The organism is Vreelandella halophytica (assembly GCF_968193635.1).
This window is the reverse complement of the sequence record NZ_OZ309107.1, coordinates 3,203,779-3,230,172: the sequence shown is the minus strand read 5'-3', so window position 1 is coordinate 3,230,172 and position 26,394 is coordinate 3,203,779. Positions and strand designations below refer to the sequence as shown.

Genomic DNA, 26,394 nt, shown 5'->3' with positions numbered 1-26,394 from the left:
CCTTGCTCACACGCCCAGCTCCTCGATCAAACGCTCGCGCAGGCGCTGCTGGCGCGCCGGGTCGGTCAGCGCCTCGCCCGCTTTGGTGGTGATGAAGAACACGTCCTCGACCCGCTCGCCAAGGGTTGCGATCTTGGCCGTAGAAAGCGCGATATCCTGCTCCATGAAGATACGCCCCACTCGGGCGAGAAGGCCCGGGCGGTCCGGGGCGGTCAGCTCCAACAGGGTGCGCTCGTTGGCCGGGTCCTGCTCGATGATCACTTCCGTTGGCACCTTGAAGTGCTTGAGCTGGCGCGGCGTATGCCGGGTGACGATCTGCGGGTAGTCGTCCGGGTCGTCGAGTTCCTCGACCAGGTGGCTGCGCATCTCTTCGATGCGATCAACATCGCGAATCGGCTGGCCCTGGCTGTCCAACACGATGAAGGTGTTGAGCGTCCAGTCGTTGTGCGAAGTCGCGATACGCGCGTCGTGAATCGAAAGCCCCAGCTGCTCCATGGCCGCGGCGGTGGCGGCGAACAGGTCGTCCACCGAGCGGGTGTGGATAAACACCTTGGTCCCGCCTTCGGCCATGTCCTCGGTGGGCGCACTGATCAACACCAGCGGAAGTAGAGAGGGCTGGTGGGCGAGAATGCCCTGGGCCTGCCAGACGATCTCGCTGGGCGCGTACTGTAGAAAGTAGTCCTCACCCAGCGACTCCCACAGGGTATCGATCTGCTCGCTGGCCACTCCCAGGTTCTGCAAAAGCGACCGCGCTTCACAGCGGGTTTCACGGATCCAGTCGTCCCGGTCCGGCGGGTTTTTGAGCCCGCGGCGCAGCGCGCGCTTGGTTTCCGCGTAGAGCTGGCGCAAAAGCGACGCCCGCCAGCCGTTCCAGAGCGTGGGGTTGGTGGCGTTGATATCCGCCACGGTGAGCACGTAAAGATAATCCAGGCGGGTTTCGTTGCGCACCACCAGGGCGAAGTCGCGAATCACGTCCGGGTCGCTGATGTCCCGCTTTTGCGCAGTCATGGACATCAAAAGGTGATGCTCGACCAGCCACTTCACCAGGTTGGTGTCGTGCAGCGAGACGTGGTGGCGGCGGCAGAACTGCTCGACATCGAGGGCGCCGATGATCGAGTGGTCGCCGCCGCGGCCCTTGCCGATATCGTGATAAAGCCCGGCGATCCACAAAAGTTCGAGTTTGGGCAACTGGTGGATCAGCGGGGCGGCGACCGGAAAGTCCGCCTTGGCTTCGGGTTTTCTAAAACCGTTCAAAAACTTGAGCAGGCGCAGGGTGTGCGCGTCGACGGTATAGATATGGAAAAGGTCGTGCTGCATCAGGCCGACCGCGCGGCCGAACTCCGGCAGGTATTTGCCCAGAATGCCGTAGCGGTTCATACGCCGGAGCTGGCGCGGTACGTTACCCGGCGAGCGGATGATCGCCATGAACAGGCGCTGATGGTGCGGGTCGTCGCGGTAGTGGTCGTCGATCTGGTGGCGGTGGTCGCGAATCAGCCGGATGGTGTCGGCGCGCACCCCTTCGATCTCCGGGTGCTCGGCCATCAGCAGGAAAAGCTCGAGCATCGCCTCGGGGTGGTCGCGAAACAGGCTGCGCGAGCGCGCCTGAATGTAGCCGCCCTTGGTCTCGAAGCGCTCGTTGAGCGTGACCGTTTCGAGCTCTTCCTTGCCGCGCAGAATGACCTCGTCGAAGTGCTGGAGCAGCATGTCGTTGAGCCCGGCAAGGGCGGTGACGTGACGATAATAGCGCTTCATGAACTGCTCGACGGCCAGGCGCTCCGGCGTATCGCGAAAGCCGAACATCAAGGCGATGGTGCGCTGATGATCGAACAGCAAGCGGTCCTCGGCGCGGTCGGTCAGCATGTGCAACGCATAGCGTACCTGCCATAAAAAGGCCTGGCCCTGGCTTAGAATGCGAAGCTCCGCGTCGTTCATGAAGCCGTTGGCCACTATGTCGGCGTACTGCTCGATATCGAAGTGGCGCTTGGCAATCCAGCCGATCATCTGAATATCGCGAAGCCCGCCCGGCGAGCTTTTGATATTCGGCTCCAGATGATACTCCGAGTTGTTGTAGCGGTAGTGGCGGGTGATCTGCTCTTGCCACTTGGCCTCGAAAAAACGATCCGCCGGCCACAGATTTGCCGGGCTCAAACGGCTTCGCATCGCCTCGCGCAGCCGCTTTGGACCGGCGACCAGGCGCGATTCGAGCAGGTTGGTGATCACCGTGACGTCGTCTCGCGCCTCGCGCTCGCAGTCATTGAGCGAGCGCACGCTGTGGCCGATCTCCAGGCCAATATCCCATAAAAAGGTGATAAAGGCGGTGAGCGGCTCGCGGTAAGCGCTGTCGTCGTCTTGCTCCAGCAGCAGCAGCAGATCGATATCGGAGTGGGGGTGAAGCTCGCCGCGCCCATAGCCGCCTACGGCGACCAGGGCGATGGCGTCATCCGGCCAGGCGTGGCGCTGCCAGGCGATGGCCAGTAGCTGGTCCAGGTACCAGGCGCGCCCGCGCACCAAATCGCGGATGTCACCGCCGGCCCGAAACTGCTCGTCCAGGCGCGCTTGCAGCTGCTTGAGCGCCGCCTTGAACGGGGCCACCGGCGAGCGCGTGCCGGCGAGTTCCGCGCGAAACGCCTTAAGATCGAACAGGGTAGCGTCCGGCTCGAACCGGTGGTGGTGTAAAAGCATCAGTTCAAGAAGCTGAAATCTTCGTCGCTGCGCGCAGTCAGCACGTCAACGCCGCTTTCGGTAACCAGCAGCGTGTGCTCCCACTGGGCGGACAGGCTCTTGTCCTTGGTGACCGCGGTCCAGCCGTCGCGCAGTACCTTGGTCTTGTAGCCGCCGACATTGATCATCGGCTCGATGGTGAAGCACATGCCGGGCTCGAGTGCGATATCCGCGCTCGGCGCGTAGCCGTCGTAGTGCAGAAACTGCGGGTCTTCGTGAAAGCCGGCGCCGATACCGTGGCCGCAGAAGTCGCGTACCACCGAGTAGCCGTTGCCTTCGGCGTGCTTTTGAATGGTGCGCGCAAGCTCGGAAAGATGCACGCCGGGTTTGACCTGGGCGATGCTCTTGTAAAGGCACTCCTGGGTCACGCGACACAGGCGCTCGCCCTGGATGGTCTCGCCGATGATGAACATCATGCTGGAATCACCGTGGTAGCCGTCGGCGGTTTTGACGGTGATGTCCAGGTTCATGATGTCGCCGTTTTTCAGCTTCTTGCTGAAGTCCGGGAAGCCGTGACACACCACGTGATTGAGCGAAATGCAGGTGGCGTGGGTATAGCCGTGGTAGTTCAGCGGCGCAGGTTGTGAGCCTAGCTCATCGACGATGTACTCGTGACAGCGCTTGTCGATCTCGCCGGTGGTGACACCTGCGGCTATAAAGGGCGTGATCATTTCAAAAACGCTGGCCGCCTGACGGCCGGCTTCGCGCATCTTTTCGATTTCTTCCGCTGTCTTGATTGGAACGTTCATGACTTCTCGATATGGCGTGTTGGGTCGGGAGTAGACGCAAACCCAGGGGTGCGACTTCATCTTGACAATGATATATGGTATAAAGCCGCGCGCTTTACTGCAATCGCCATCCCGTAATCGCCCCGCGATCGAGCCGGCGGCGGGCAAGCGTACAAGAGGAAGCCCTGCGGATGTCCCGTGAGGCTAAACAGCAAGCCTTGAAAACACACATGCACCGGCACATGGTCCCGGGTGCCTTTAGCCTCGCTAGACGCTGATTCAGCGTCGAGACTATCGGTCGGATCCATGGGGTGCGTGGAGGCCTAACCCGAGTTTCAGGAGTTTTACCATGGCACACGTTAACATGCGTGACCTGCTCAAAGCAGGCGCTCACTTCGGTCACCAGACCAAATACTGGAACCCGAAGATGAGCAAGTTCATCTTTGGCGCGCGCAACAAGATTCACATCATCAACCTCGAGCACACCCTGCCGGCGCTGAACGAAGCGATCGACGTGGTCGAGAAGATGGCGTCGTCCAACAACAAGATTTTGTTCGTTGGTACCAAGCGCAGCGCCAGCAAGGTCATCAAGGAAGAAGCCAACCGCGTTAGCCAGCCGTTCGTCAACCATCGCTGGTTGGGCGGCATGTTGACCAACTTCAAAACGATCCGTCAGTCCATCAAGCGTCTGCGCGAGCTTGAGACCATGCACGAAGACGGCACGTTCGCGAAGCTGACCAAGAAAGAAGTTCTGATGGCGACCCGCGAGCAAGACAAGCTCGAGCGCTCCATCGGCGGTATCAAGGAAATGGGCGGTCTGCCGGACGCGCTGTTCGTGATCGACGTCGATCATGAGCGTATCGCGATCAACGAAGCCAACAAGCTGGGTATCCCGGTCATTGGCGTGGTCGATACCAACTCCAACCCCGATGGCGTGGATTACGTCATTCCGGGTAACGACGACTCCATCCGCGCGATCCAGATCTACGTGAAGGCGATTGCCGACGCGTGTGGCCGCGCTAAAGAAGGTCGTCCGGACGAGTTCGTTGAAGTAACCGACGAGCAGGCGTCCGCCGAAACCGACGCCGCGGCCGAGTAACACGGTCACGGTGGATGCGGCGGGCCGTCTAGCCGCATCGCGTGAAGGGGGCTTTGGCCCCCTTTTGCCCGCTTGGCGGGCCGATTACGCCAGGTTTGACGCCGGCATACGCACTACAAACGATGATCTGCGCTGAACGGGCAGTGATACAAAGCGGTCATACGCCTTGTCTATACTTTGTAGCGCGTCTAACTCTCAAGAATCCTTTCAGAGGTGAATTTCTCATGGCAGCTATCAGCGCCTCTCAGGTTAAAGAACTGCGCGAACGTACCGGTCTTGGCATGATGGAGTGCAAAAAAGCACTCACCGAAACCGGTGGCGATATCGAAGTGGCAATCGAGAACCTGCGCAAGAACTCGGGTCTCAAAGCCGCCAAGAAAGCCGACCGTGTCGCCGCCGAAGGCGCCGTGGTGACCCGCGTTGCCGACGACGGCAGCTACGGTGTAATGGTCGAGATCAACTCCGAGACCGACTTCGTTTCGCGCGATGAAAACTTCATCAATTTCGCTAAAAAGGTCGCCGACGCCTTCTTCGCCGCTAAAAGCGAAGACGTGGCCGCGGTTACCGAAGGCGATATCGAAACCGAACGTGAACAGCTCGTTCAGAAGATCGGCGAGAACATCGGCGTGCGTCGTGCCGTCGTCGTCGATGCCGTCGAAGGCGGTCTGGTGGGCGAATACGTCCATGGCGGTCGTATCGGCGTGTTGACCGTACTGACCGGCGGCGACAGCGAAACCGCTAAAGGCGTGGCGATGCACGTGGCGGCGATCAATCCGAGTGTTTCTCACCCGGAAGATATGCCCCAGGCCGAGCTCGACGAAGAGAAAGCGATCATCCTGGCCCAGCCCGACATGGCCGGCAAGCCCGAGCAGATCGCCGAGAAGATGGTTCAAGGCCGTTTGAAGAAGTACCTGGCCGAGAACAGCCTGACCCAGCAGGCCTTCGTCAAAGACCCCAACCAGACCGTTGCCGAGTTCGTCAAGGCGGCCGGTGGTGAAGTGGTCAGCTTTACGCGCTTTGAAGTGGGCGAGGGCATCGAGAAAGAAGAAGTCGACTTCGCTAAAGAGGTAATGGAACAGGCTGGCCGTCGCTAAGGTCGCAGGTTCCCGTTCGATAATGGCGTGCGCGTAAGCGCACGCCATTGTGTATCCGGCCTTTGCGTTCGGCCCTTAAAAGGACCTGCTACCCCCTTTGTTCTTTATCCTGGAGAGATGCCATGTCACGTGATGTTCAAGAAGCCAACCCCATCGCCGGTAAAATGGATAAATCGAAATCCAAGTACAAGCGTATCTTGCTCAAGCTTTCGGGCGAGGCGCTGATGGGCGAGCACGATTTTGGTATCGACCCGGCGGTGCTGGATCGCATGGCGCTGGAGATCGGACAGCTCGTGGGCATCGGTGTCCAGGTGGGGATCGTGATCGGAGGCGGTAATCTGTTTCGCGGAGCGGCGCTCAACGAAGCAGGTATGGACCGTGTAACCGGCGATCACATGGGAATGCTGGCAACGGTGATGAATGCACTGGCGATGCGTGACGCCCTCGAGCGTTCCAACATCCGCTCGCGGGTGATGTCAGCGATTCCCATGAGTGGCGTGGTGGAGCATTACGACCGCCGCACGGCGATTCGCTATTTGACCTCCGGCGACGTCGTGCTGTTTTCCGCCGGCACCGGCAACCCGTTCTTTACGACCGACTCGGCCGCGTGCCTGCGCGGTATCGAAGTCGATGTCGACGTGGTCATTAAAGCCACCAAGGTAGACGGTGTGTACAATAAGGATCCGGTCAAGCATGCCGACGCCGTCAAGTACGAGCAGTTGACCTACGACGACGCCCTCGAGCAAAAGCTTGGCGTAATGGATTTGACCGCTATCTGCCTGGTACGTGACCATGACATGCCGGTACGTGTATTCAACATGAACAAGCCTGGCGCCTTGCTCAACCTCGTCGTAGGGGGCAAGGAAGGCACGCTGATAGACAGAGGATGAAAACGTGATTAACGACATCAAGAAAGATGCCGACGCGCGCATGCAAAAAAGTGTCGACGCGCTGCATACCAACTTCAAAAAGATCCGTACCGGCCGCGCCCACCCCAGTATTCTGGACGCCGTCACCGTGGATTATTACGGCGGTCAGGTGCCCCTCAATCAGGTGGCCTCGGTCAACGTCGAAGACGCGCGCACCCTGGCCGTCACGCCCTGGGAGCAGCCCATGGTGCCCAAGATCGAAAAAGCGATCATGACCGCCGATTTGGGCCTCAACCCGTCGAGCGCCGGTAACGTGATTCGCGTGCCGATGCCGATGCTGACCGAAGAAACGCGCAAAAGCTACATCAAGCAGGCGCGTTCCGAGGCCGAAAACACCCGGGTGGCGATTCGTAACGTACGTCGCGACGCCAACGGCGATTTCAAAAACCTGCTCAAGGATAAAGAGATCACCGAAGACGATCAGCGCCAGGGGGAAGACGAGATCCAGAAGCTGACCGATAAGTACATTGCCGACATCGAAAAGGCCCTGGCCGCCAAAGAGCAGGATTTGATGCAGGTGTAGTCGTGTCTTTTATTACGCCCGGTGCGGTTTGCCGCCCCGGGCGATTGTATGGCTTATTTATGACTGAACGTTGGTGCGAGAACTCATGACGTCGCCGCAGTTTCCGACCCAGGCGCCGTGCGACGCGCTGCCTTCTCACGCCGGGGAGTCGAGCCCGTTGCATATCGCTATTATCATGGATGGTAACAACCGCTGGGCACGCGCCCGGGGGCTTTCCGGCGTACGCGGTCACCGTGCCGGCGTAGAAGCCGTGCGCGCGGTGATCCAGCGCGCCGCCGAACGCGGCATCAAGACCCTGAGCCTGTTCGCGTTCTCCAGCGAAAACTGGAAGCGTCCGGCGGCGGAGGTCAATGCGCTGATGGAGCTCTTTTTGATGGCGCTCAAGCGCGAGGTCAAAAAGCTTCACGAGCGCAATATAAGGCTTTCGGTGATCGGCGAGCAGCAGGGCTTTTCCCAGGCCATACAAAAACATATTCAGCGCGCCGAGACGCTGACCGAGAGCAACACCGGCATGCACCTGGTGATCGCCGCCAACTACGGCGGCCACTGGGACATCGCCCGGGCCAGCCGCGCGCTTGCCGAACAGGTGGCGGCGGGTACCCTCGAGCCAAGCGAAATCGACGAAACGCGCCTCGGTCAGGCGATGAATACCTGTGATGTGCCGCCGGTGGATCTGTGTATTCGCACCAGCGGCGAGCAACGGCTCTCCAACTTTTTGCTCTGGCAGCTTGCCTACGCCGAGCTCTACTTCTCCCCCTTGTTTTGGCCGGACTTCGGTGCCGCGGCGTTCGACAGCGCCCTTGACGAGTTTTTCTCGCGGCGCCGACGCTTTGGCATGACCGATGAACAAATAGAGGCGCAAGGTGCTTAGACAGCGGATCATCACCGCAGCCTGGTTGGCGCCTCTGACGCTGATCGGCCTGTTTGGATTACAAGGCGGCGCCTTTGCGCTTTTCACCGCGCTCATCGTACTGCTGGGCGCCTGGGAGTGGACCAATCTGGCCGGCGTTACCCGCCGCTCAAAACGCCTCAAGCTGGTGGCGTTGACGGCGCTGTTCATGGCGGCCATGTGGTTAGGCGGGGCGGCCTTTGCCGCCTGGCCCTTGTGGGTCGCCGCGCTTGGCTGGGCGGTCAACTTCTACTGGGTGGCCCACTACCCGGAGAAGCGCCAGCAGTGGCAAAGTACCACCTGGCGGCTGGCCATGGGCCTTTGGGTGCTGCTGCCGTGCTGGGTGGGCTTCAACGTGTTGCGTGAAAGCGGCGCGGTGTGGCTACTGTTCGTACTGCTGCTGGTGTGGGGCGCCGATATCGGGGCCTACTTCGCCGGGCGGCGCTTTGGCAAGCGCAAACTGGCTCCCCGGGTCAGCCCGGGCAAAACCTGGGAAGGTGTCTTCGGGGCGCTGACCGCCACCGCTATTCTGGCGCTCGGCTTTGCTTTTTGGCAGCCGATGGGCGTGACCGGCGGCCTCATCTTGATTGCGATGACGGCGCTGGTGACCTTCGTGTCGGTGCTGGGTGATCTATTGGAAAGCATGCTCAAGCGCTTTCGCGACATCAAGGACTCGAGCAATTTGCTGCCCGGCCACGGGGGCGTGCTCGATCGCATCGATAGCCTGACCGCGGCGGTTCCGTTGTTCGCGCTTCTCTACGTGGAAGTGCTTAGCGTTCAGGTCACCGCGCTATGAGCTCAGCCAATCCGCAACGCATCACGGTGCTGGGCTCGACCGGCTCGATCGGTAAAAACACGCTGGACGTGATCGCCCGCCATCCGGCGCGCTATCGCGTCCACGCGCTAACCGCCCACACCTCGAAAGAGGCGCTTTTCGAGCAGTGCAAGGTGCACCACCCACAGGCTGCGGTACTCGACACCGCCGAAGACGCCGCCTGGCTCGAGGCCGCTCTCGAAGGGGCCGGGCTTACCACGCAGGTGAGTTTTGGCGAGCAGGCGCTGTGCGCCGTCGCCCGGGACGCCCGAGTGGACACGGTGATGGCGGCGATCGTTGGCGCGGCGGGGCTTTTGCCGGCCCTGGCCGCCGCTGAAGCGGGTAAGCGTATCTTGCTTGCCAACAAGGAGGCGCTGGTGATGAGCGGCGCGCTCTTCATGGACGCCGTGGCGCGCTCCGGTGCCACGCTCCTGCCGATCGACTCCGAACACAACGCGATCTATCAGTGCCTGCCGGTGGAGCACCGCGGCGGGCTCGAACGCTTTGGTGTGCGAAAGCTTTTGCTGACTGCCTCCGGCGGGCCGTTTCGCCAGTGGGAGAGCGCCGCTATCATGGCGGCGACCCCGGAGCAGGCCTGCGCGCACCCCAACTGGTCGATGGGGCGCAAGATCTCGGTCGACAGCGCCACGCTAATGAACAAGGGCCTCGAGCTGATCGAGGCGTGCTGGCTGTTCGACGCCACCCCCGAGCAGATTCAGGTGGTGGTGCACCCACAAAGCGTGATTCACTCCATGGCGGCTTACAGCGACGGCTCGGTGATTGCCCAGCTGGGCAACCCGGATATGCGCACGCCCATTGCCTATGGGCTTGCCTGGCCCGAGCGTATCGAGGCCGGCGTGGAAACGCTCGATCTTTTCCAGGTGGCGCGGCTCGATTTCGAGGCGCCGGACGAAACCCGCTTTCCCTGCCTGCGTCTTGCCCGGGAAGCCATGCAGCGCGGCGGCGCTGCACCGGCGGTGCTGAACGCGGCCAACGAAGTCGCGGTAGAGGCCTTTCTCGACGGCCGCCTTCGCTTTGGCGCCATTGCCGAGCTGGTGGAAGGCGTCATGGCCTCGCCGCACGCGCACCGCGCGGACACCGTCGAGCAAATTTTGGCGGCGGACCAGTGGGCGCGGGAGCAAGCAAGACACTTGCTCGAAACCGCGGATACCCGCGAGGCGTGAGATCACCAAGGAGTAGCGTGTGGGGCTTGTTCAGAACGTTTTAGCGGTTATCGTCGTGCTGGGGGTGCTGGTCACCTTCCACGAGTTCGGTCATTTTTGGGTCGCCAGGCGCTGCGGCGTCAAGGTGCTGCGCTTCTCGGTCGGCTTTGGCAAGCCCTTCTGGTCGAAGACGGATCGTCACGGCACCGAGTTCGCCGTGGCCGCCATTCCGCTGGGTGGCTATGTCAAGATGCTCGACGAGCGCGAAGCGCCGGTACCCCAGGACCAGCTCGACCAGGCCTTTAACCGTAAAAGCGTCTGGGCGCGTATCGCGATCGTCGCCGCCGGGCCGATCGCCAATTTCCTGCTCGCTTTGGTGGCCTACTGGGCGCTGTTCGTGGCCGGTACGACCACGGTCATGCCGATCGTCGGCGACGTGGTCGAGGGCTCGCCCGCTTTTGAAGCCGGCCTCCCCGAAGGCGCGGAGATCACGGCGGTCCAGAACGACCCCATGCGTTCCTGGGAAGATATCAACCTAAAGCTCGTTTCGCTGATCGGCTACAGCGGCGAGCTCGCCATCGAGGCACGAGACAACGACGCCAGCGCACCGCGCACCTACGCTCTGCCGGTGACTCGCTACCTCGCCCGTCAGGACCCGCCTCAGCCGCTGCAGAGTTTAGGCTTCGCCCCCTGGCGCCCGGACGTACCGGCGGTGCTCGGCCCGGTGCTCGACGGTGAAGCCGCAGCCGTTGCCGGGCTCGAACCCGGGGATCGGATGATCGCCATCGACGGTGAGCCCATCGCCGACTGGATGGCTTTTGTGTCGATCATTCGCGAAAGCGCCGGTCAGACGCTGGAAATACGCTATGAGCGCGACGGGGAGCCGGCAGCGTTGTCGCTGACACCGGCGCGCAAACCACTGGAGAACGGCGCCGAGGTTGGGTACATTGGCGCAGGGGTAGAGCAGATCGATTGGCCCGAAGAGCTCACGCGCGAGATCCGTTTTGGTCCCGTCGAGGCAGTGGGGCAGGCGTTTTCGCGCACCGGCGGAATGATCATGTTAACCCTGGATGCGATTCGCAAGATGCTGGTGGGACTCATTTCGCCGTCCAACCTGTCCGGGCCGATCACCATCGCGCAAATCTCCGGCGATTCCGCTCGGGCGGGGGTGGAAGCGTTCCTGGGCTTTTTAGCGTACCTTTCCATCAGCCTCGGTGTTTTGAACCTTCTGCCTATTCCGGTACTCGATGGTGGGCACTTACTTTACTACTTCATCGAAATCGTGCGCGGACGCCCGGTTTCGGAAAAAGCCCAGGCGGTGGGGCTGCGTATCGGACTCGCCATGGTAGGGACGCTGATGGTAATGGCGCTCTACTTCGATCTGATGCGCCTTTGGTAATGACGCGTGTAGCGCCTAAGATGCCTTGTCATCCGCCTGCACAAATGTATATGGTGCCTGTTTAATAACCGGCAGACCAACGCGAGCGAACTGACTGCATGAAAATCAAGACCCTTGGAATGGCGGCACTCCTGCTGGCGGCGGCGGGTAGCGCCCAGGCACAATCCTTTGACGTTTCGGACATTCGTGTAGAAGGGCTGCAGCGCGTATCTGCCGCCTCGGTCTTCAATGCCTTTCCCGTCAGCGCCAACGACAACGTCAGCGAGCAGGAGCTGGCGGAGGCGGCGCGTAATCTGTTCGCTACCGGCCTTTTCGAAGACGTATCGCTTGCCCGGGAAGGTGACGTCCTCGTCATCCAGGTCGTCGAGCGCCCGACCATCGCGCGTTTGAACATTACCGGCAACAGCGAAATCGCCGATGACGACCTGCGCCGAGGCTTGCGCCAGTCCGGCCTTTCCGAAGGCCAGGTGCTGCAGCTCTCGACACTCGAAGAGATCCAGCGCGAGCTCGAAGGCGTCTATCAGTCCCAGGGACGTTACAGTGCGAGCATCAGCACCGACGTTCAGGAGATCGACGAAGGTCGCGTTCAGGTCAACATCAACGTCAACGAAGGCGACGTTGCGACCATCCGCCAAATCAACATCGTCGGTAACGACGACTTCGACGACGAGACGTTGCGCAGCGTGTTCGAGCTCGAAGACCGCCCCGGACGCATCTTTGGCTGGTTCTCCAACGACGAATACTCCCGCGAGGCGCTGGCCGGCGATATCGAGCGGCTGCGCTCGTTCTACCTGGACCGCGGCTACATCAATTTCGACGTGACCTCGACCCAGGTCTCCATCGGCCCGGAACAAACCGACATCTACATCACCCTGAACGTGGATGAAGGCGAGCAGTTTCGCGTCGGTGACATCCGCTTTGCCGGTGATCTGCAAATCAGCGAAAGCGAAGCGCGTCAGCTGCTGGAAGTGGAAAGCGGCGACGTCTTCTCCCGCGGGCAGATCAACGCCTCGACCGAGGCGCTGCGAAGCCGCCTGGGCGCCGAAGGCTTCGCCTTTGCCGAGGTGCAGGGCGTGCCTGAGCAAACCGGCAGCGGCGATAGCGTGGACCTGGTGATCGCCGTCGATCCGGGCCAGCGCGCCTACGTTCGGCGTATCGAATTTTACGGTAACACCACCACCCAGGACGAAGTGCTGCGCCGCGAGATGACCCAGATGGAGGGCGCGCCGGCCTCCACCGACTCGATCACTCAGTCCCGCCAGCGCCTCGAGCGGCTCGGCTTTTTCAGCCAGGTCGAGGTCGACACCCAGCCGGTGCCCGGCCAGCCCGACCTTCTGGACGTGACCTATAACGTCGAAGAGCAGCCCTCGGGCTCGGTGTCGGCAAGCGTGGGCTTCTCGCAAAGCGCCGGTATCATCTACGGCGTGGGCCTGGCGCAGAACAACTTCCTGGGTACCGGTAACCGGGTCAACATCGGCGCTCAGCGAAGCGATACCTTCACCAGTGTCAACTTCGCCTTCACCGACCCCTACTGGACGCTGGACGGTATCTCGCGGGGCTATAACGTTTTCTACCGCGAGACCGACTACGCCGACTCCGACATTTCGACGTTCTCCACCGACGCTTACGGCGCGGGTATCAACTTCGGCTACCCGATCAGCGAGCTTTCGCGGCTCAACTTCGGCGCCAGCATCGAAGACCTGACGGTCAAGACCTACTTCGATACCGCCTCGGAAATCCGCCGCTACGTGGAAGAGGAGGGTAAGGATGCCCAAAGCCTGAAGCTCACCGCCAGCTGGACCCGCAACAACTTGAACCGTGGCGTCATGCCGACCGCGGGTAACTACCAGCGCCTGTCGGTGGAAGCCGGCGTGCCGGGCAGCGACGCCCAGTACTACAAGGCTCGCGCCCGCGCGCAGCAGCTCTTCCCGGTCAACGAAGAGCAAACCTGGGCGCTGAAGTTCACCGGTAATTTGGGCTACGCCGATACGCTGGGAACCAACGACCCGTTCCCGTTCTATGAAAACTTCTACGCCGGCGGTTTGGGCTCGGTGCGTGGCTACACCTCCAACACCCTGGGCCAGCGCACCACGCCGGCTCGCGAAGGCGGCCGTGACCGGACGCTTGGCGGTAACGTATTGATGGAAGGCAGCGCCGAGATACTCTTCCCGCTGCCCTTCGTCGAAGATCAGCGCTCGATTCAGCCGTCGCTGTTCGTGGATGCGGGTAACACCTTCCTGGACTCTTGCTACGATGTATTGGACGAAGACGCCGGACGCCAGCGCTGCAGCTCTGGTGTCGACCTGGGCGATCTACGCTACAGCGCGGGTGTGGGCCTTGCCTGGCTAACGCCGGTTGGGCCGCTTACCTTCAGCGTGGCCAAGCCGCTCAACGATGAAAGCGGCGACGACACGCAGTTCTTCCAGTTCTCGTTGGGCCAAACGTTCTAATACGCCCATGGTCGGCCGGCGCTTGCCGGCCTGACCCGCGTCAGCTTAAGAAAAGGAGTTAGCATGCGTAAATTGACGGCCGCGGTATGTCTTCTCGGGAGCATGGCGCTTCCCGCTTTTGCCTCCGAGGTGGCGGTACTCGATTGGCGCGCTGCGCTGATGAACACGCAGTCCGCACAAACCTCGCTGAGCCAGCTGGAAGGTCAAATCGGTAGCCAACAGCGCGAAGCCCAGGGCCTGGGCAACGAGCTCCAGCAGCTTCAGCAGCGCCTGCAAAACGAAGGCGAGACCATGGGCCAGGCCCAGCGCGAATCGCTGATTGCCGAGCTTCAGCAGAAGGGCAGCCGCTTCGAGCAGCTGCGCCGCGACGTGCTGCAGGCCCAGCAAAACTCCGAACAGCAGTTTCTGGAAAGCGCCGAGTCCAAACTCGAGCAAGCCGTCGAGCAGGTACTGGCGCGTCATAACATCGATGTGCTGGTGGAGCCCCAGGGGGTACTGCACTCCTCGACGGATCTGCCCAACGTTACCAACGAAGTTACGCAGATTTTCGACTCGCTATAAACTAATCGATGGGGTGCGGCGCTGTCGCACCCGCGCAATTGTGGGCTCCCATGACGCACGCTTCTCACACCATCACGCTGGCTGATATCGCTCGCCACCTGGACATCGCCTACGACGGCGACGCTGACCAGCCGATTCGCGGATTGGCAACGCTCAAGGAAGCCGAGCCCGACCAGATCGCTTTTTTGGCCAACCGCGCCTATCTCAAGGATCTGACGACCACCCGGGCAGCGGCGGTGCTGCTTCACCCCGAGCACGGCAAAAACTGCCCGGTGCCTCGCCTCGAGATCGACAACCCGTACCTGGCCTACGCCAAAGTCTCCCAACTGTTCGACCCCGTGAAAGCGCGTGACACGATCGGTATTCACCCAACCGCGGTGGTCGCCGACGACGTCGTGCTGGGCGAAGACGTCTCGATTCAGGCCAACGCGGTGATCGAGTCCGGCGTCACGCTGGGCGCGCGGGTGGTGGTCGGCGCCGGCAGCATGATCGGCGCGGACACCACGATCGGTGAGGGCTCGCGCCTTCACGCCAACGTCACCGTTTGCCACGGCTGCGTGATCGGCAAGCGGGTGATCCTGCAAAGCGGCTGCGTGATTGGCGGCGACGGCTTCGGTTTTGCCCACGACGGCGCGGGCTGGCACAAGATCGCCCAGCTGGGCGGGGTCGTGCTCGGCGACGACGTGGAAGTCGGCAGTTGCTCGAGTATCGACCGCGGCGCACTGGGCGATACGTTGATCGGCCGCGACGTCAAAATCGACAGCCAGGTGCAGATCGCCCACAACGTGAGCATCGGCGATCACAGCGCGCTGGCGGGCTGCGTGGGTATTGCCGGCTCCACCCAGGTCGGCAAGCACTGCATGCTGGGCGGCGGGGTCGGGCTCTCCGGGCACCTGACGATCTGCGACGGCGTCCAGGTCACCGGCATGAGCCTGGTGACCAACTCCATTCTAGAGCCGGGCGTTTACTCCTCCGGCACCGGGGCGATGAACAACACCCAGTGGCGCAAGAACGCCGTGCGTTTCAAACAGCTCGACGAGATCGCCAAGCGGCTGAACAAGTTGGAAAAAGTACGCCGCGATGACTAGAGGCGCGTTTTAGGTTCGCGCCAGGTGGCCCTTCACCCGGCTGCGGGGGTATAATTCGCCACCTTTTGCCAGCGTCGACGCTGGCATTTACCTGATTCGCTGTCAGGTTTTTTGTCTTTTTTGAGGTCGTTACGATGGTTATGGATATTAACGAAATTCGCGAATACTTGCCTCACCGCTACCCGTTCTTGCTGGTGGATCGAGTGACGCAGTTAACTGTGGGCGAATCCATCGTGGCGTACAAGAACGTCAGCATCAACGAGCCCTTCTTCAATGGGCACTTCCCCCATCACCCGATCATGCCCGGCGTGCTGGTGATCGAAGCACTGGCCCAGGCCTGCGGCATTTTGGGCTTCAAAACCGTCAACAAACTGCCCGCCGACGGCTACGTGTACTACCTCGTGGGCAGCGACAACGTGCGCTTCAAGCGCCCGGTCATGCCCGGCGACCAGCTGCGTCTGGAGGCGAACGTGATTCGTGGCAAACGCGGTATCTGGAAGTTTGCCTGCGAAGCCACGGTGGACGGCGAGCTTGCCTGCGCAGGGGAAATCATCTGTGCCGAGAGGAAGGTAACTTGATACATCCTACCGCACTGGTCGACCCAACGGCCCGCCTTGCCGACGACGTCGAGGTCGGCCCGTTCAGCGTGATCGGCCCCGATGTCGAAATCGACGAGGGCTCGGTGATCGGCCCCCACGTGGTGGTCAAGGGCCCCACCAGGCTTGGTAAGCGCACGCGTATTTTCCAGTTCGCCTCCGTGGGTGAGGAGTGCCAGGACAAGAAGTACGCCGGCGAACCCACCCGCCTGGTGATGGGCGATGACAACGTCGTGCGCGAAGGCGTGACGCTGCATCGCGGCACCGTGCAGGATCGCGGCGAAACCACCATCGGTTCGCGCAATCTGTTCATGGCCTACGTCCACGTCGGCCACGACTGCCTGATCGGCGACGACTGTATTCTTGCCAACCAGGTGACCCTGGCCGGCCACGTGACCGTCGGCAACTTCGCGATTCTGGGCGGGCTCTCGGCGGTCCATCAGTTCTGCCACTTTGGCGACTACGCCATGGCCGGCGGCGGCTCGATCATCACCAAGGACACGCCCTGCTACATGATGATCAACGGTAATCCGGCCGAGGCGCGCGGCCTCAACCTGGTGGGGCTCAAACGCCGCGGCTTCAGCCGCGAGGCGATCAGTGCGCTGACCGCCTCCTACAAGCTGGTCTACCGTCAGGGAATGACCGTCGAGCAGGCCCTCGAAGAAATGCGCACGCGCTTCGATATCCCCGAGGTCACGCACTTCGCCGACTCGATCGAGCGCTCCACGCGCGGTATCGTCCGCTAGATCAGAACCGGGTGACGCTCTGCCACGGCGTGACCACCAACGCCACAGGAAGATGAGCATGGCCTTAGCGCGTGTATACCTTGTCGCCGGCGAGCTCTCGGGCGACCAGCTGGGCGCCGGGCTGATGCGCGCGCTGCGCGCGCGCCACCCAGGCGTCGAGTTTCGTGGTATCGGTGGACCCAATATGCAGGCCGAGGGCATGCAGAGCCGCTTTCCGCTGGAAACCCTCTCGGTCATGGGGCTGGTCGAGGTGGTCAAGCACCTGCCCGAACTCGTTCGCGTTCGCCGCACGCTCTTTGTTGAGGCGTGTGAGTGGCAGCCGGACATCATGATCGGCATCGACGCGCCGGACTTCAATACCGGCCTCGAGCTCAAGCTGCGCCGCGCGGGCATCAAGACCGCCCACTACGTCAGCCCCTCGGTATGGGCCTGGCGCCAGGGCCGGGTCAAAAAGATCGCCCGCGCCGTGGACGCCATGCTGACGTTTCTGCCTTTCGAGGCGGCGTTCTATCAACGTCACCAGGTGCCGGTCGCTTTCGTCGGCCACCCGCTGGCCGACGAAATGGCGCTTCAAAACGACCGCACCGCCGCCCGCCAGGCGCTCGGGCTTCCCGAGGACGGCCCCCTCTTGGCGGTGCTGCCCGGCTCCCGGGGCAACGAAATCCGCTTCATGGGTGAGACCTTTCTCGAGGCGGTGACTCGGCTCAAGGAGCGCCATCCAGCGCTTTGTGTGGTCATTCCCGCCGCCACCGCGCAGCGCTACGAGGAGCTCGAGGCGCTTTTACGCCAAACCCCGGCGCTCGCGGCCACGGTCACGCTCATTCAAGGCCGCGCCCGCGAGGCCATGGTGGCCAGCAACCTGGTGCTGCTGACCTCCGGGACCGCCGCACTCGAGGCGATGCTTTGTCACCGGGCGATGCTGGTGGCCTACAAGATGGCTCCGGCCACTCATTGGCTTGCCAGGCGGCTGGTCAAGACGCGCTGGATCTCGCTGCCCAACCTGATCGCCCAGCAGGCGCTGGTGGAAGAGCTCGTTCAGGACGCCGCCACGCCGGAGGCGATTGTCGACGCGCTGAATGCGCTGCTGGAGGATGACGCTTCCCGCCAGGCGCTGGAGGCGCGCTTTGCCAGCATGCACGCCGCGCTTCAACGCGGGGCGAGCGTTCGCGCGGCGCTGGCCGTCGAGGCGGTCGCCGAAGGCCGCCCGCTACCCAAGGATTCCGAGGAGGCGTATGGCCATCAAGACACCTAAAGAGTACCCGCCTTTACAGATTCCCTACGCCGGCGCGTACCTGGCCGGTGTGGACGAGGTCGGGCGCGGCCCGCTGGTGGGCAGCGTCGTCGCCGCGGCGGTCATGCTCGACCCGGCAGCGCCTATTGATGGGCTCAACGACTCGAAGACGTTGAGTGCGGCCAAACGCGAAGCGCTGGATGCGCAGATTCGAGCCCAGGCGCTGGCTTACTGCGTGGCCGAGGCGAGCGCTTCGGAGGTGGATACACTCAATATTTTTCACGCCACGCACCTGGCCATGCGTCGGGCGATTGACGGCCTCGCCCCGCAAGCAGAGTATTTGCTGGTGGACGGCAATCGTTTACCCGGCCACGCGCTTCCCGGCCAGGCCGTCGTCAAGGGCGATGCCCGCCACCCGGCGATTGCCGCGGCCTCGATTCTGGCCAAGGTGGCCCGGGACGCCCAGATGGTGGCGCTCGATGCGCGCCACCCTGCCTATGGTTTCGCCCGCCACAAGGGCTACCCGACCAAAGAGCACCTCGCGGCGCTGGCGGCGCACGGCCCGCTGAGTGAACATCGCGTAAGCTTTGCGCCGGTCAAGCGTCAGCTAGCGCTGGCCTGACGACGGCCCATTTATTTATCCAGTGGTGAAAGTCCTATGACGTCTCCCTTCGTTCATCTGCGTTTGCACAGCGAATACTCCCTGGTCGACGGCCTGGTGAAGCTGAAATCGCTGGTCAGCACGACTGAAAGCCGCGCCATGCCGGCGCTGGCCTTGACCGACGAGGCGAACCTGTTCGGCCTGGTGAAGTTCTACAAGGCCGCCCAGGGCGCAGGGCTCAAGCCGATCATCGGCTCTGACCTGTGGCTGGCGAACCCTCATGATACGGCGCACCCTTACCGCATTACGCTTTTGGCGATGAACGACGTGGGTTATCGCAACCTGACCGAGCTGATCTCCAAAGGCTGGAGCGACGGCCAGCGCCAGGGCCGCGCGATTCTGGACAAGCAGTGGGTGCTCGAGCAAAGCGACGGGCTGATCGCGCTTTCCGGGGCACGCGAGGGCGAGATTGGCCGTCACCTTTTGAGCGAGCACGAGCGTGAAGCGAAGGCGCTTTTGGAGCAGTGGCAGGCGGCGTTCCCCGACCGCTTCTACCTGGAGCTCGTGCGTACCGGGCGCGCGCTGGAAGAGGCCTGCGTGCATGCAAGCGTGAAGCTTGCCGTGGAAACCGGCACGCCGGTGGTGGCCACCAACGACGTACGTTTTCTGGAGCGCGACGACTTTTGGGCCCACGAAACCCGGGTGGCGATCGGTGAGGGCAAGGCGCTCGATGATCCGCGCCGCGAGCGCCGCTACTCACAAGAGCAGTACCTGAAAACCCCGGAGGAGATGGCCGAGCTCTTCTCGGATATTCCCGAGGCGCTGGAGAACAGCGTGATGATCGCCCGGCGCTGCAGCGTCGATGTGCGCCTGGGCGAAATCTTTCTGCCGGAGTTCGGCATCCCCGAGGGCATGACCCAGGACGAGTTCTTTAGAAAGGTCTCCCACGACGGCCTGACCGAGCGTCTCGATTTTCTGTTTCCCGCTGAGCGCTACCCGCGGGACAGCGACGAGTACAAGGAGATCGACCAGCGCTACCGGGAGCGGCTCGACTTCGAGCTCGAGATCATCATCCAGATGGGCTTTCCCGGCTACTTTCTGATCGTGATGGACTTCATCCAGTGGGCCAAGGACAACGACGTGCCGGTGGGCCCGGGGCGTGGCTCCGGCGCCGGCTCCTTGGTGGCCTACGCCCAGAAGATCACCGATCTCGACCCGATTGGTTACGATCTGCTGTTCGAGCGCTTCTTGAACCCGGAGCGGGTCTCGATGCCCGACTTCGACGTCGACTTTTGCATGGAAAAGCGCGACCGGGTCATCGACTACGTGGCGGATCGTTACGGGCGTAACGCGGTGTCCCAGATCGTCACCTTCGGCACCATGGCCGCCAAGGCCGTGGTGCGCGACGTGGCCCGTGCCCAGGGGCGGCCCTACTCACTCGGCGACAAGCTCTCCAAACTGATTCCCTTTGAAGTGGGCATGACGCTTGGCAAGGCGATCGAGCAGGAGCCGGCGCTCAAGGAGTTTATCGAGAACGACGACGAGGCCGAAGAGATCTGGGAGATGGCGCTCAAGCTCGAGGGCACCACCCGCGGTACCGGCAAGCACGCCGGCGGCGTGGTCATCGCCCCGACCAAGCTGACCGACTTCTCGCCGCTTCTGTGCGACGAGGACGGCTCGGGGCTGGTGGTGCAGTTCGACAAGAACGACATCGAAGAGGCGGGGCTGGTCAAGTTCGACTTTTTGGGTCTGCGTACGCTTACGATCATCGACTGGGCGCTGGAGATGGTCGACAAGGTGCGCGACGCCGCAGGCCAGGGCTCGCTCAACATCGACGCCATCCCGCTCGACGATGGCAAGACGTTTGAAATGCTCAAGCGCGCCGAGACCACCGCGGTGTTCCAGCTCGAATCCCGCGGCATGAAGGAGCTGATCAAGCGCCTGCTGCCGGACTCACTCGACGACATGATCGCTTTGGTGGCGCTTTTCCGCCCGGGCCCGCTGCAGTCCGGCATGGTGGACGACTTCATCAACCGCAAACACGGCCGCGCCGAAGTATCTTATCCACACCCGGATTACCAGCACGAGCTGTTGAAACCGGTGCTTTCGCCGACCTACGGCATCATCCTGTACCAGGAACAGGTCATGCAGATCGCCCAGGTCATGGCGGGGTACAGCCTGGGCCAGGCGGACATGCTGCGCCGGGCGATGGGTAAGAAAAAGCCCGAAGAGATGGCCAAGCAGCGCGCCGGCTTCATGGAAGGGTGCGCGGCCAACGGCATCGACAAGGACCTGGCGGGTAACATCTTCGACCTGGTAGAAAAATTCGCCGGTTACGGCTTCAACAAGTCGCACTCGGCGGCCTACGCGCTGGTCTCCTACCAAACTGCATGGCTCAAGGCCCACTACCCGGGGCCGTTCATGGCCGCGGTGCTCTCCACCGAGATGGACAACCTCGACAAGGTCGTTCCCTTGATCGAGGAGTGTCGCAACTTAAAGCTCACCGTGACCCCGCCGGACGTCAACGTGGGCGGCTACAAGTTCACCGTGGATATCGAGGCCCGGGTGGTTTACGGGCTGGGTGCGATTCGCGGCGTCGGCGAAGGCCCCATCGGCGCCATCGTCGAGGCCCGCGAGACGGACGGCCCGTTCAAGGATCTGTTCGATTTCTGCCGGCGCATCGACGCCAAGCGGATGAACAAGCGCACCCTGGAGGCGTTGATTCGCTCAGGCGCCTTGGATAATCTCGGCCCCAACCGGGCGGTGCTGTTTGCGGCCATGGAAGACGCCTTGAAGGCGGCGGCCCAGAACCACGCCAACCAGAATCTGGGCATGATGGACATGTTCGGCGAGGCGTTCGCGGTGGAGGAAGAGCAGGAGAGCGATGTCTACCTGGAGTACCGCCACGCCCGGGAGTGGTCCGATCGTGAGCGACTGGCCGGCGAAAAGGACACCCTCGGCCTTTATCTCACCGGTCACCCGATCGACGAGTACGAGCGGGAGCTCAAGCGCTTCGTCTCCACGCGCATCAGCGAGCTCAAGCCCTCCTGGGAGCCCCAGCGGGTCGCCGGGCTGGTGGTCGCCATGCGCACCATGAAGTCCAAGCGCGGCGACACCATGGCGTTCGTCACCCTGGACGACCGTACCGGACGCATCGAAGCCTCGATCTTTGGCGAATTGTTCGAGCAGCTTAGAGGCCAGAGCCTCGACGGCCAGGTGCTGATCGTCGAAGGCGACGTGTCGAGCGACGACTTCTCCGGCGGGCTCAAGCTACGCGGCAAGGAGGTCACGCCCATGGTGGCGGCGCGGCTGCGCTACGGGCAAGGCGTGGAGATCGCCCTGGACGCCGCGCAGATCAACGGCCGGCTGGTCGAGAGCCTGCGCGATTGTCTAACCCCGTACCGCGACGAGGCCGGGCTTCCGATACACCTTCACTACCGCCACGCGGATGCTACCGGGTGGCTGGCACTCGACGAAAGCTGGAGCGTGACCCCCAGCGACGACCTGTTGCAAACCCTTCGCGACGTCGAAGGCCAGGTCGGTATTCAGCTGCGCTACAAGTAGCGTTTGACCGGTGCGCCTTGCGCGCGCCGGTTAGGGTGCGATAATGCACGTTTGACGACGTTTTTAATCAGGCTTGTTTTTTTACAGGCAGCTTACAGGCAGAGCCGATGAACCCCAACTATCTCGATTTTGAACAGCCCATAGCAGAGCTTCAGGCGAAAATTGAGGAGCTGCGCTTGGTAAGCTCCGACAACCAGGTCAACCTGTCCGACGAAATTACCCGGCTCGAAGAGAAAAGCCGCAAGTTGACCGAGTCGATCTTCAAGGATTTGACGCCCTGGCAGGTATCCCAGATTTCGCGCCACCCCCAGCGCCCCTATCCGCTGGACTACTTCGCCTCGATCTTCACCGATTTCGACGAGCTGCACGGCGACCGTAACTTCGCCGACGACGCGGCCCTGGTGGGCGGCGTGGCGCGCCTCGACGACGCCCCGGTGATGGTGATCGGTCATCAGAAAGGGCGCGACGTCAAAGAGAAGGTGCGCCGCAACTTCGGTATGCCGCGCCCGGAGGGCTACCGCAAGGCTTGTCGCCTGATGGAAATGGCCGAGCGCTTCAAAATGCCGGTGCTGACCTTCATCGACACCCCCGGCGCCTACCCCGGTATCGACGCCGAGGAGCGGGGCCAATCCGAGGCCATCGCCTATAACCTGGCGGTCATGTCGCGGCTGAAAACCCCGATCATCTCGACCGTGGTGGGCGAGGGTGGCTCCGGCGGGGCGCTGGCCATCGGCGTGTGCGACGAGCTGCACATGCTGCAGTACTCGACCTACTCGGTGATCTCGCCGGAAGGCTGCGCCTCCATTTTGTGGAAAAGCGCCGACAAGGCGTCCGAGGCCGCCCAGGCCATGGGCATCACCGCCGAGCGCTTGAAAGAGCTTGGCTTCGTCGACGAGCTGATCAAGGAGCCGCTGGGCGGCGCTCACCGTCACCCGCAAACCACCGCCGAGCGCGTCAAGCAGACCCTGGGCGAAAGCCTCGACCGGCTCAAGCGCATGGATACCGACGCGCTGTTGGAGCGCCGTTATGATCGCCTGATGAGCTATGGCGCGCCCACCGCATAAGCCCTCGGATTCGCTCGAACGGCTGTTGACCGACGCCCTGGCGCATACAGCGCCGGGGCGCTCTATTTGGGTGGCGCTCTCCGGCGGGCTGGACTCCACGCTACTGCTCACCCTGGCCGCCAGGGTATGCCGCCAGACCGGCCGAACCCTTCACGCCCTGCACGTCAACCACGGCTTACAGCCCGGTGCCGCCGGCTTCGAGGCGCACTGCCAGGCCCTGTGCCATACCCTTGAGGTGGCGCTTAGCGTGGCCACCGTCCACGTCGATGTTCAGGGCGACGGGGTCGAGGCCGCCGCGCGGCGAGCGCGCTACCAGGCGTTCGCCGCGCACGTGCCTCCGGGGGATACGCTGTGGCTTGCCCAGCACCAAAACGACCAGGCCGAAACCTTTCTGCTGGCCGCGCTTCGCGGCAGCGGCGTGCGCGGTCTGGCGGGTATGCCTTACGTGCGCCAGTGGCAGGGGCGCACGCTTTTGCGCCCCTGGCTTGATACGGCGCGCAGCGATTTCGAGGCGGCCGCCCAGACGCTTGGCCTTCAGTGGTGCGATGACCCGACCAACGAGGATATCGCGCTCGACCGTAACCGGCTGCGCCACACCGTGATGCCCGCCCTGGCGCAGCGTTGGCAGGCGCCAGCCGCGCTTGCCCAAAGCGCGGCGCTGGCCGCCGAGGCCGACACGCTGTTAAGCGAGTACGCCGCCGAGGATCTGGCCCGTATCACCTGCGGACCCGGATGCGTCGACGCCACCGCGCTCGGCGCCTATTCGCCGGCCCGCCAGCGACTTTTGATCCGCACGCTCTGTCAGTCGCTCGAGCTTCCCACCCCGCCCAGGGCGCGTTTGATGAGTCTTTTGAGCCAGCTAAGGGCGGCGGCGGATGCCCGCGTGCAGGTGAGCTGGCCCGGCGCCGAGGCGCGGTTATGGCGGGGGCGGCTTTATCTCATGGCGCCGCTGGGCGCGCTGCCCGAGTGGCAGGTGGAGTGGAACGGCGAGGCGGGCGTTGCGACACCCCTGGGGCCATTGAGCGTGACGCTGAACCCGCTACAGGCGGTGACGCTGCGCTTTCGCAAGGGCGGTGAGGTGATCGATCTGGCCCGGCGTGGGCGGCGCGATCTCAAGCGACTGCTGCAGGAGGCGGGAGTGCCGCCCTGGCAGCGCCCGCGGGTGATCGTGGTGATGAGCGGCGAGCGCTGCCTGGGCGCTTTGAGTGAGGCCGGCCAGGTGCTGTTCGAAGCCCGGGACGCCGCGCTTCGCGGCGTTTGAGCGCTTTTACACCAGCTTTAGCGCAAACCCCGCCGCCTGCATGTAGGCCTGCTCCTGCTCTAAATCGGTGCTCAAAAGCGTCGGTTCGTCGCTTGCCGGCAGGGTGAGGGTCAGCGTCTGTTCGCTGGCGCTCAGGTTCGGCGCGGTGGGCGCCTCTTCCGGGCGGGAGTGGTTGATCAGCACCGCCAGACGCAGAAGCCGCGCCAACTTGGCATTGGCATCGCGCTGGGCTGCGGGCAGGTTTTGCCACTCCTTGACCGGAAACTTACGCCGATGGGCGCGCACCAGGTGGGCCAGAAGTTGCTGCTCCGGGCGCGAGAAACCGGCCAAATCCGAGTGCTCCAGCAAGTAGGCGCCGTGGCGGTGAAACTGGCTGTGGGAGATCGCAAGCCCTATTTCGTGCACCAGACACGCCCACTGCAAAAAGTGGCTCTGCTCATCGGAGAGCCGCCAGGCGCGCTTGACCTGGTCGAACAGCCGCCTGGCGGTCAGCGCCACGTTGCCGGCCTGGCGGGTATCCACATCGTAAATGCGCTGCAGATTGGTCAGGGTTTTGGCGCGGGTGTCCTCGGCGTCGTTGCGCCCGGCCATGTCGAACAGCACGCCTTCGCGAAGCGCCCCGTCGGCAAAGCGCATCTCCTTGAGGTCGAACGCCTCGAAGATCGCACCCAAAATCGCCACGCCCGCCGGGAACACCCGGGCGCGGTCCTCCTTGAGGCCGTCGAGGGCGACCTTGTCGAGGCTTTTGCATTTGATCAGCCGCTCGCGCAGTTTCTTGAGCCCCGCCCGGGTAATCAGGCCTTCCTGAGGCGTATCGCCGTAGGCAAAGAGCACGCTGGCGGCGGCCTTGATGGTGCCGCTGGAGCCTACCGGGTCGGCCCAGCCCAGGCGCTGGTAAGGGCGCTGGATGTTGGCAAGCTCGGAAAGCGCGGCAAGCTCGGCGCGGCGCATGCGCTTCTCGCTGAGCTCGCCATCGGGAAAGTAGCGGCTCGAGTAGGTCACGCAGCCCATGCGCAGGCTCTCGAGTGCTTTGGGCTCGAAGGCCTCGCCGATAATCAGCTCCGTCGAGCCGCCGCCGATATCGACGATCAGCCGCCGGCCGCTCTCGGCCAGCGCGTGGGCCGCGCCCAGATAGATCAGCCGCGCCTCTTCGCGCCCGGCGATGATCTCGATCGGGTAGCCCAGCTGGGCTTCGGCCTGTTCGATGAAATCCTGGCTGTTGTGGGCATCGCGCAGGGCGTTGGTGCCCACCACGCGCATATTGGCCGGGTCGATATCGTTCAAAAACGGCGCAAAGCGCGCCAGGCACTCGAGGGCGCGCTGCATAGCGGGTTCGCTCAGATAGCCGCTCTCATCGAGCCCGGCGGCTAGCTGCACCTTTTCACCCAGGCGCGCGACCACCTGAAGGCGCTCGTTGGCGTAGTTGGCCACTAGAAGGTGGAAGCTATTCGACCCCAGGTCGATGGCGGCCAGACGCGCCGGTTCGGTACTGTCCGAGGCCGGGGCCGGGTCGACGTCCGAGAGCGAGAGATCCTTGAGCATGAGCGTTCCTTCCAGTGGGCTATGCCAAGGTTGCGTCGCCAATAGGCCGTTGTCAATTGCCAGGGGCTTGCGTTTAGCCCGTTGCTTGACTACCATCGAGCTACTGGCCTGATCCAGGGTGGTTCGTTGGCACTTTCTAACGAACATTGACCTAACGAACGTTGACGCAGAAGCCGTTGTTTCGAAACGTCAGCCTGGAACGTCTAACTGGCCTGATTCCAAGTCGTCAGAACCCGTTGATTCTGCTCACTCCTTGAGTAGATCAAAATAAGCAGATTCCAAGCACCTTCGAGTCGAGCAGCACCTGCGCTTTCAGTATGGCGGGGCGGCG

Annotated in this window: 21 protein-coding genes; 18 read left to right on the top strand and 3 right to left on the bottom strand. The window is 62.8% G+C overall.

The window, feature by feature from the left end:
- Nucleotides 1–6: 6 nt before the first annotated feature.
- Both ACWHXT_RS14880 and map read right to left on the bottom strand, forming a co-directional pair.
- Nucleotides 7–2,682: a [protein-PII] uridylyltransferase gene (locus tag ACWHXT_RS14880; protein ID WP_447956402.1), complete on the bottom strand. Its 2,676-nt coding sequence runs from the start codon at nucleotides 2,680–2,682 to the stop codon at nucleotides 7–9.
- On the bottom strand, nucleotides 2,682–3,470 hold the full coding sequence (gene map, locus ACWHXT_RS14875) for a type I methionyl aminopeptidase (protein ID WP_447529965.1): 789 nt from the start codon (nucleotides 3,468–3,470) through the stop codon (nucleotides 2,682–2,684). The genes ACWHXT_RS14880 and map overlap by 1 nt, the downstream gene beginning before the upstream one ends.
- A 328-nt stretch (nucleotides 3,471–3,798) precedes the next feature.
- Between map and rpsB the strand changes: the two genes are divergently transcribed.
- From rpsB to tilS, 18 genes are all read left to right on the top strand, one after another.
- The gene (gene rpsB / locus ACWHXT_RS14870) at nucleotides 3,799–4,548 is read left to right on the top strand and encodes a 30S ribosomal protein S2 (RefSeq protein ID WP_447927057.1); all 750 of its coding nucleotides are present in this window, start codon (nucleotides 3,799–3,801) and stop codon (nucleotides 4,546–4,548) included.
- 224 nt (nucleotides 4,549–4,772) lie between these two features.
- On the top strand, nucleotides 4,773–5,642 hold the full coding sequence (tsf, locus tag ACWHXT_RS14865) for a translation elongation factor Ts (protein ID WP_447956401.1): 870 nt from the start codon (nucleotides 4,773–4,775) through the stop codon (nucleotides 5,640–5,642).
- A 122-nt stretch (nucleotides 5,643–5,764) separates the two neighbouring features.
- Nucleotides 5,765–6,532, top strand: a complete 768-nt coding sequence (gene pyrH, locus ACWHXT_RS14860; RefSeq protein ID WP_447529962.1) for a UMP kinase — start codon at nucleotides 5,765–5,767, stop codon at nucleotides 6,530–6,532.
- A 4-nt stretch (nucleotides 6,533–6,536) separates the two neighbouring features.
- A complete protein-coding gene (gene frr, locus ACWHXT_RS14855) occupies nucleotides 6,537–7,094 on the top strand; it encodes a ribosome recycling factor (protein ID WP_447927055.1) in 558 nt (185 codons plus the stop codon).
- 85 nt (nucleotides 7,095–7,179) lie between these two features.
- Nucleotides 7,180–7,965 carry a polyprenyl diphosphate synthase gene (gene uppS / locus ACWHXT_RS14850; protein WP_447927054.1) on the top strand — a complete coding sequence of 262 codons (786 nt, stop codon included), beginning with the start codon at nucleotides 7,180–7,182 and terminating at the stop codon, nucleotides 7,963–7,965.
- Entirely contained in the window at nucleotides 7,958–8,779 is an 822-nt protein-coding gene (locus ACWHXT_RS14845) for a phosphatidate cytidylyltransferase (protein WP_447927053.1), read from the top strand. The genes uppS and ACWHXT_RS14845 overlap by 8 nt, the downstream gene beginning before the upstream one ends.
- Nucleotides 8,776–9,981 carry a 1-deoxy-D-xylulose-5-phosphate reductoisomerase gene (ispC, locus tag ACWHXT_RS14840; protein WP_447956400.1) on the top strand — a complete coding sequence of 402 codons (1,206 nt, stop codon included), beginning with the start codon at nucleotides 8,776–8,778 and terminating at the stop codon, nucleotides 9,979–9,981. Before ACWHXT_RS14845 ends, ispC begins: the two co-directional genes overlap by 4 nt.
- 19 nt (nucleotides 9,982–10,000) lie before the next feature.
- Nucleotides 10,001–11,359 carry an RIP metalloprotease RseP gene (gene rseP, locus ACWHXT_RS14835; protein ID WP_447956399.1) on the top strand — a complete coding sequence of 453 codons (1,359 nt, stop codon included), beginning with the start codon at nucleotides 10,001–10,003 and terminating at the stop codon, nucleotides 11,357–11,359.
- A 98-nt stretch (nucleotides 11,360–11,457) separates the two neighbouring features.
- Nucleotides 11,458–13,809 carry an outer membrane protein assembly factor BamA gene (bamA, locus tag ACWHXT_RS14830; protein WP_447956398.1) on the top strand — a complete coding sequence of 784 codons (2,352 nt, stop codon included), beginning with the start codon at nucleotides 11,458–11,460 and terminating at the stop codon, nucleotides 13,807–13,809.
- A gap of 63 nt (nucleotides 13,810–13,872) precedes the next feature.
- Nucleotides 13,873–14,370: an OmpH family outer membrane protein gene (locus tag ACWHXT_RS14825; RefSeq protein WP_447529955.1), complete on the top strand. Its 498-nt coding sequence runs from the start codon at nucleotides 13,873–13,875 to the stop codon at nucleotides 14,368–14,370.
- Nucleotides 14,371–14,420: 50 nt separating this feature from the next.
- Complete coding sequence (gene lpxD / locus ACWHXT_RS14820) at nucleotides 14,421–15,458, top strand: UDP-3-O-(3-hydroxymyristoyl)glucosamine N-acyltransferase (RefSeq protein ID WP_447956397.1); 1,038 nt, start codon at nucleotides 14,421–14,423, stop codon at nucleotides 15,456–15,458.
- Nucleotides 15,459–15,592: 134 nt separating this feature from the next.
- Nucleotides 15,593–16,036, top strand: coding sequence for a 3-hydroxyacyl-ACP dehydratase FabZ (gene fabZ, locus ACWHXT_RS14815; RefSeq protein ID WP_447529953.1), 444 nt, complete (start codon nucleotides 15,593–15,595; stop codon nucleotides 16,034–16,036).
- Entirely contained in the window at nucleotides 16,033–16,800 is a 768-nt protein-coding gene (gene lpxA, locus ACWHXT_RS14810) for an acyl-ACP--UDP-N-acetylglucosamine O-acyltransferase (RefSeq protein WP_447927048.1), read from the top strand. Before fabZ ends, lpxA begins: the two co-directional genes overlap by 4 nt.
- 58 nt (nucleotides 16,801–16,858) lie before the next feature.
- Complete coding sequence (lpxB, locus tag ACWHXT_RS14805) at nucleotides 16,859–18,052, top strand: lipid-A-disaccharide synthase (protein ID WP_447956396.1); 1,194 nt, start codon at nucleotides 16,859–16,861, stop codon at nucleotides 18,050–18,052.
- A complete protein-coding gene (gene rnhB, locus ACWHXT_RS14800) occupies nucleotides 18,033–18,653 on the top strand; it encodes a ribonuclease HII (protein WP_447956395.1) in 621 nt (206 codons plus the stop codon). Before lpxB ends, rnhB begins: the two co-directional genes overlap by 20 nt.
- A gap of 36 nt (nucleotides 18,654–18,689) precedes the next feature.
- Entirely contained in the window at nucleotides 18,690–22,196 is a 3,507-nt protein-coding gene (gene dnaE, locus ACWHXT_RS14795; protein ID WP_447956394.1) for a DNA polymerase III subunit alpha, read from the top strand.
- 107 nt (nucleotides 22,197–22,303) lie between these two features.
- Nucleotides 22,304–23,260, top strand: a complete 957-nt coding sequence (locus ACWHXT_RS14790; protein ID WP_447927044.1) for an acetyl-CoA carboxylase carboxyltransferase subunit alpha — start codon at nucleotides 22,304–22,306, stop codon at nucleotides 23,258–23,260.
- The gene (gene tilS, locus ACWHXT_RS14785) at nucleotides 23,241–24,521 is read left to right on the top strand and encodes a tRNA lysidine(34) synthetase TilS (RefSeq protein ID WP_447956393.1); all 1,281 of its coding nucleotides are present in this window, start codon (nucleotides 23,241–23,243) and stop codon (nucleotides 24,519–24,521) included. Before ACWHXT_RS14790 ends, tilS begins: the two co-directional genes overlap by 20 nt.
- A 6-nt stretch (nucleotides 24,522–24,527) precedes the next feature.
- Here tilS and ppx read toward each other — a convergent pair whose 3' ends face one another.
- Nucleotides 24,528–26,063, bottom strand: coding sequence for an exopolyphosphatase (gene ppx, locus ACWHXT_RS14780; RefSeq protein WP_447956392.1), 1,536 nt, complete (start codon nucleotides 26,061–26,063; stop codon nucleotides 24,528–24,530).
- Nucleotides 26,064–26,394 lie beyond the last annotated feature (331 nt).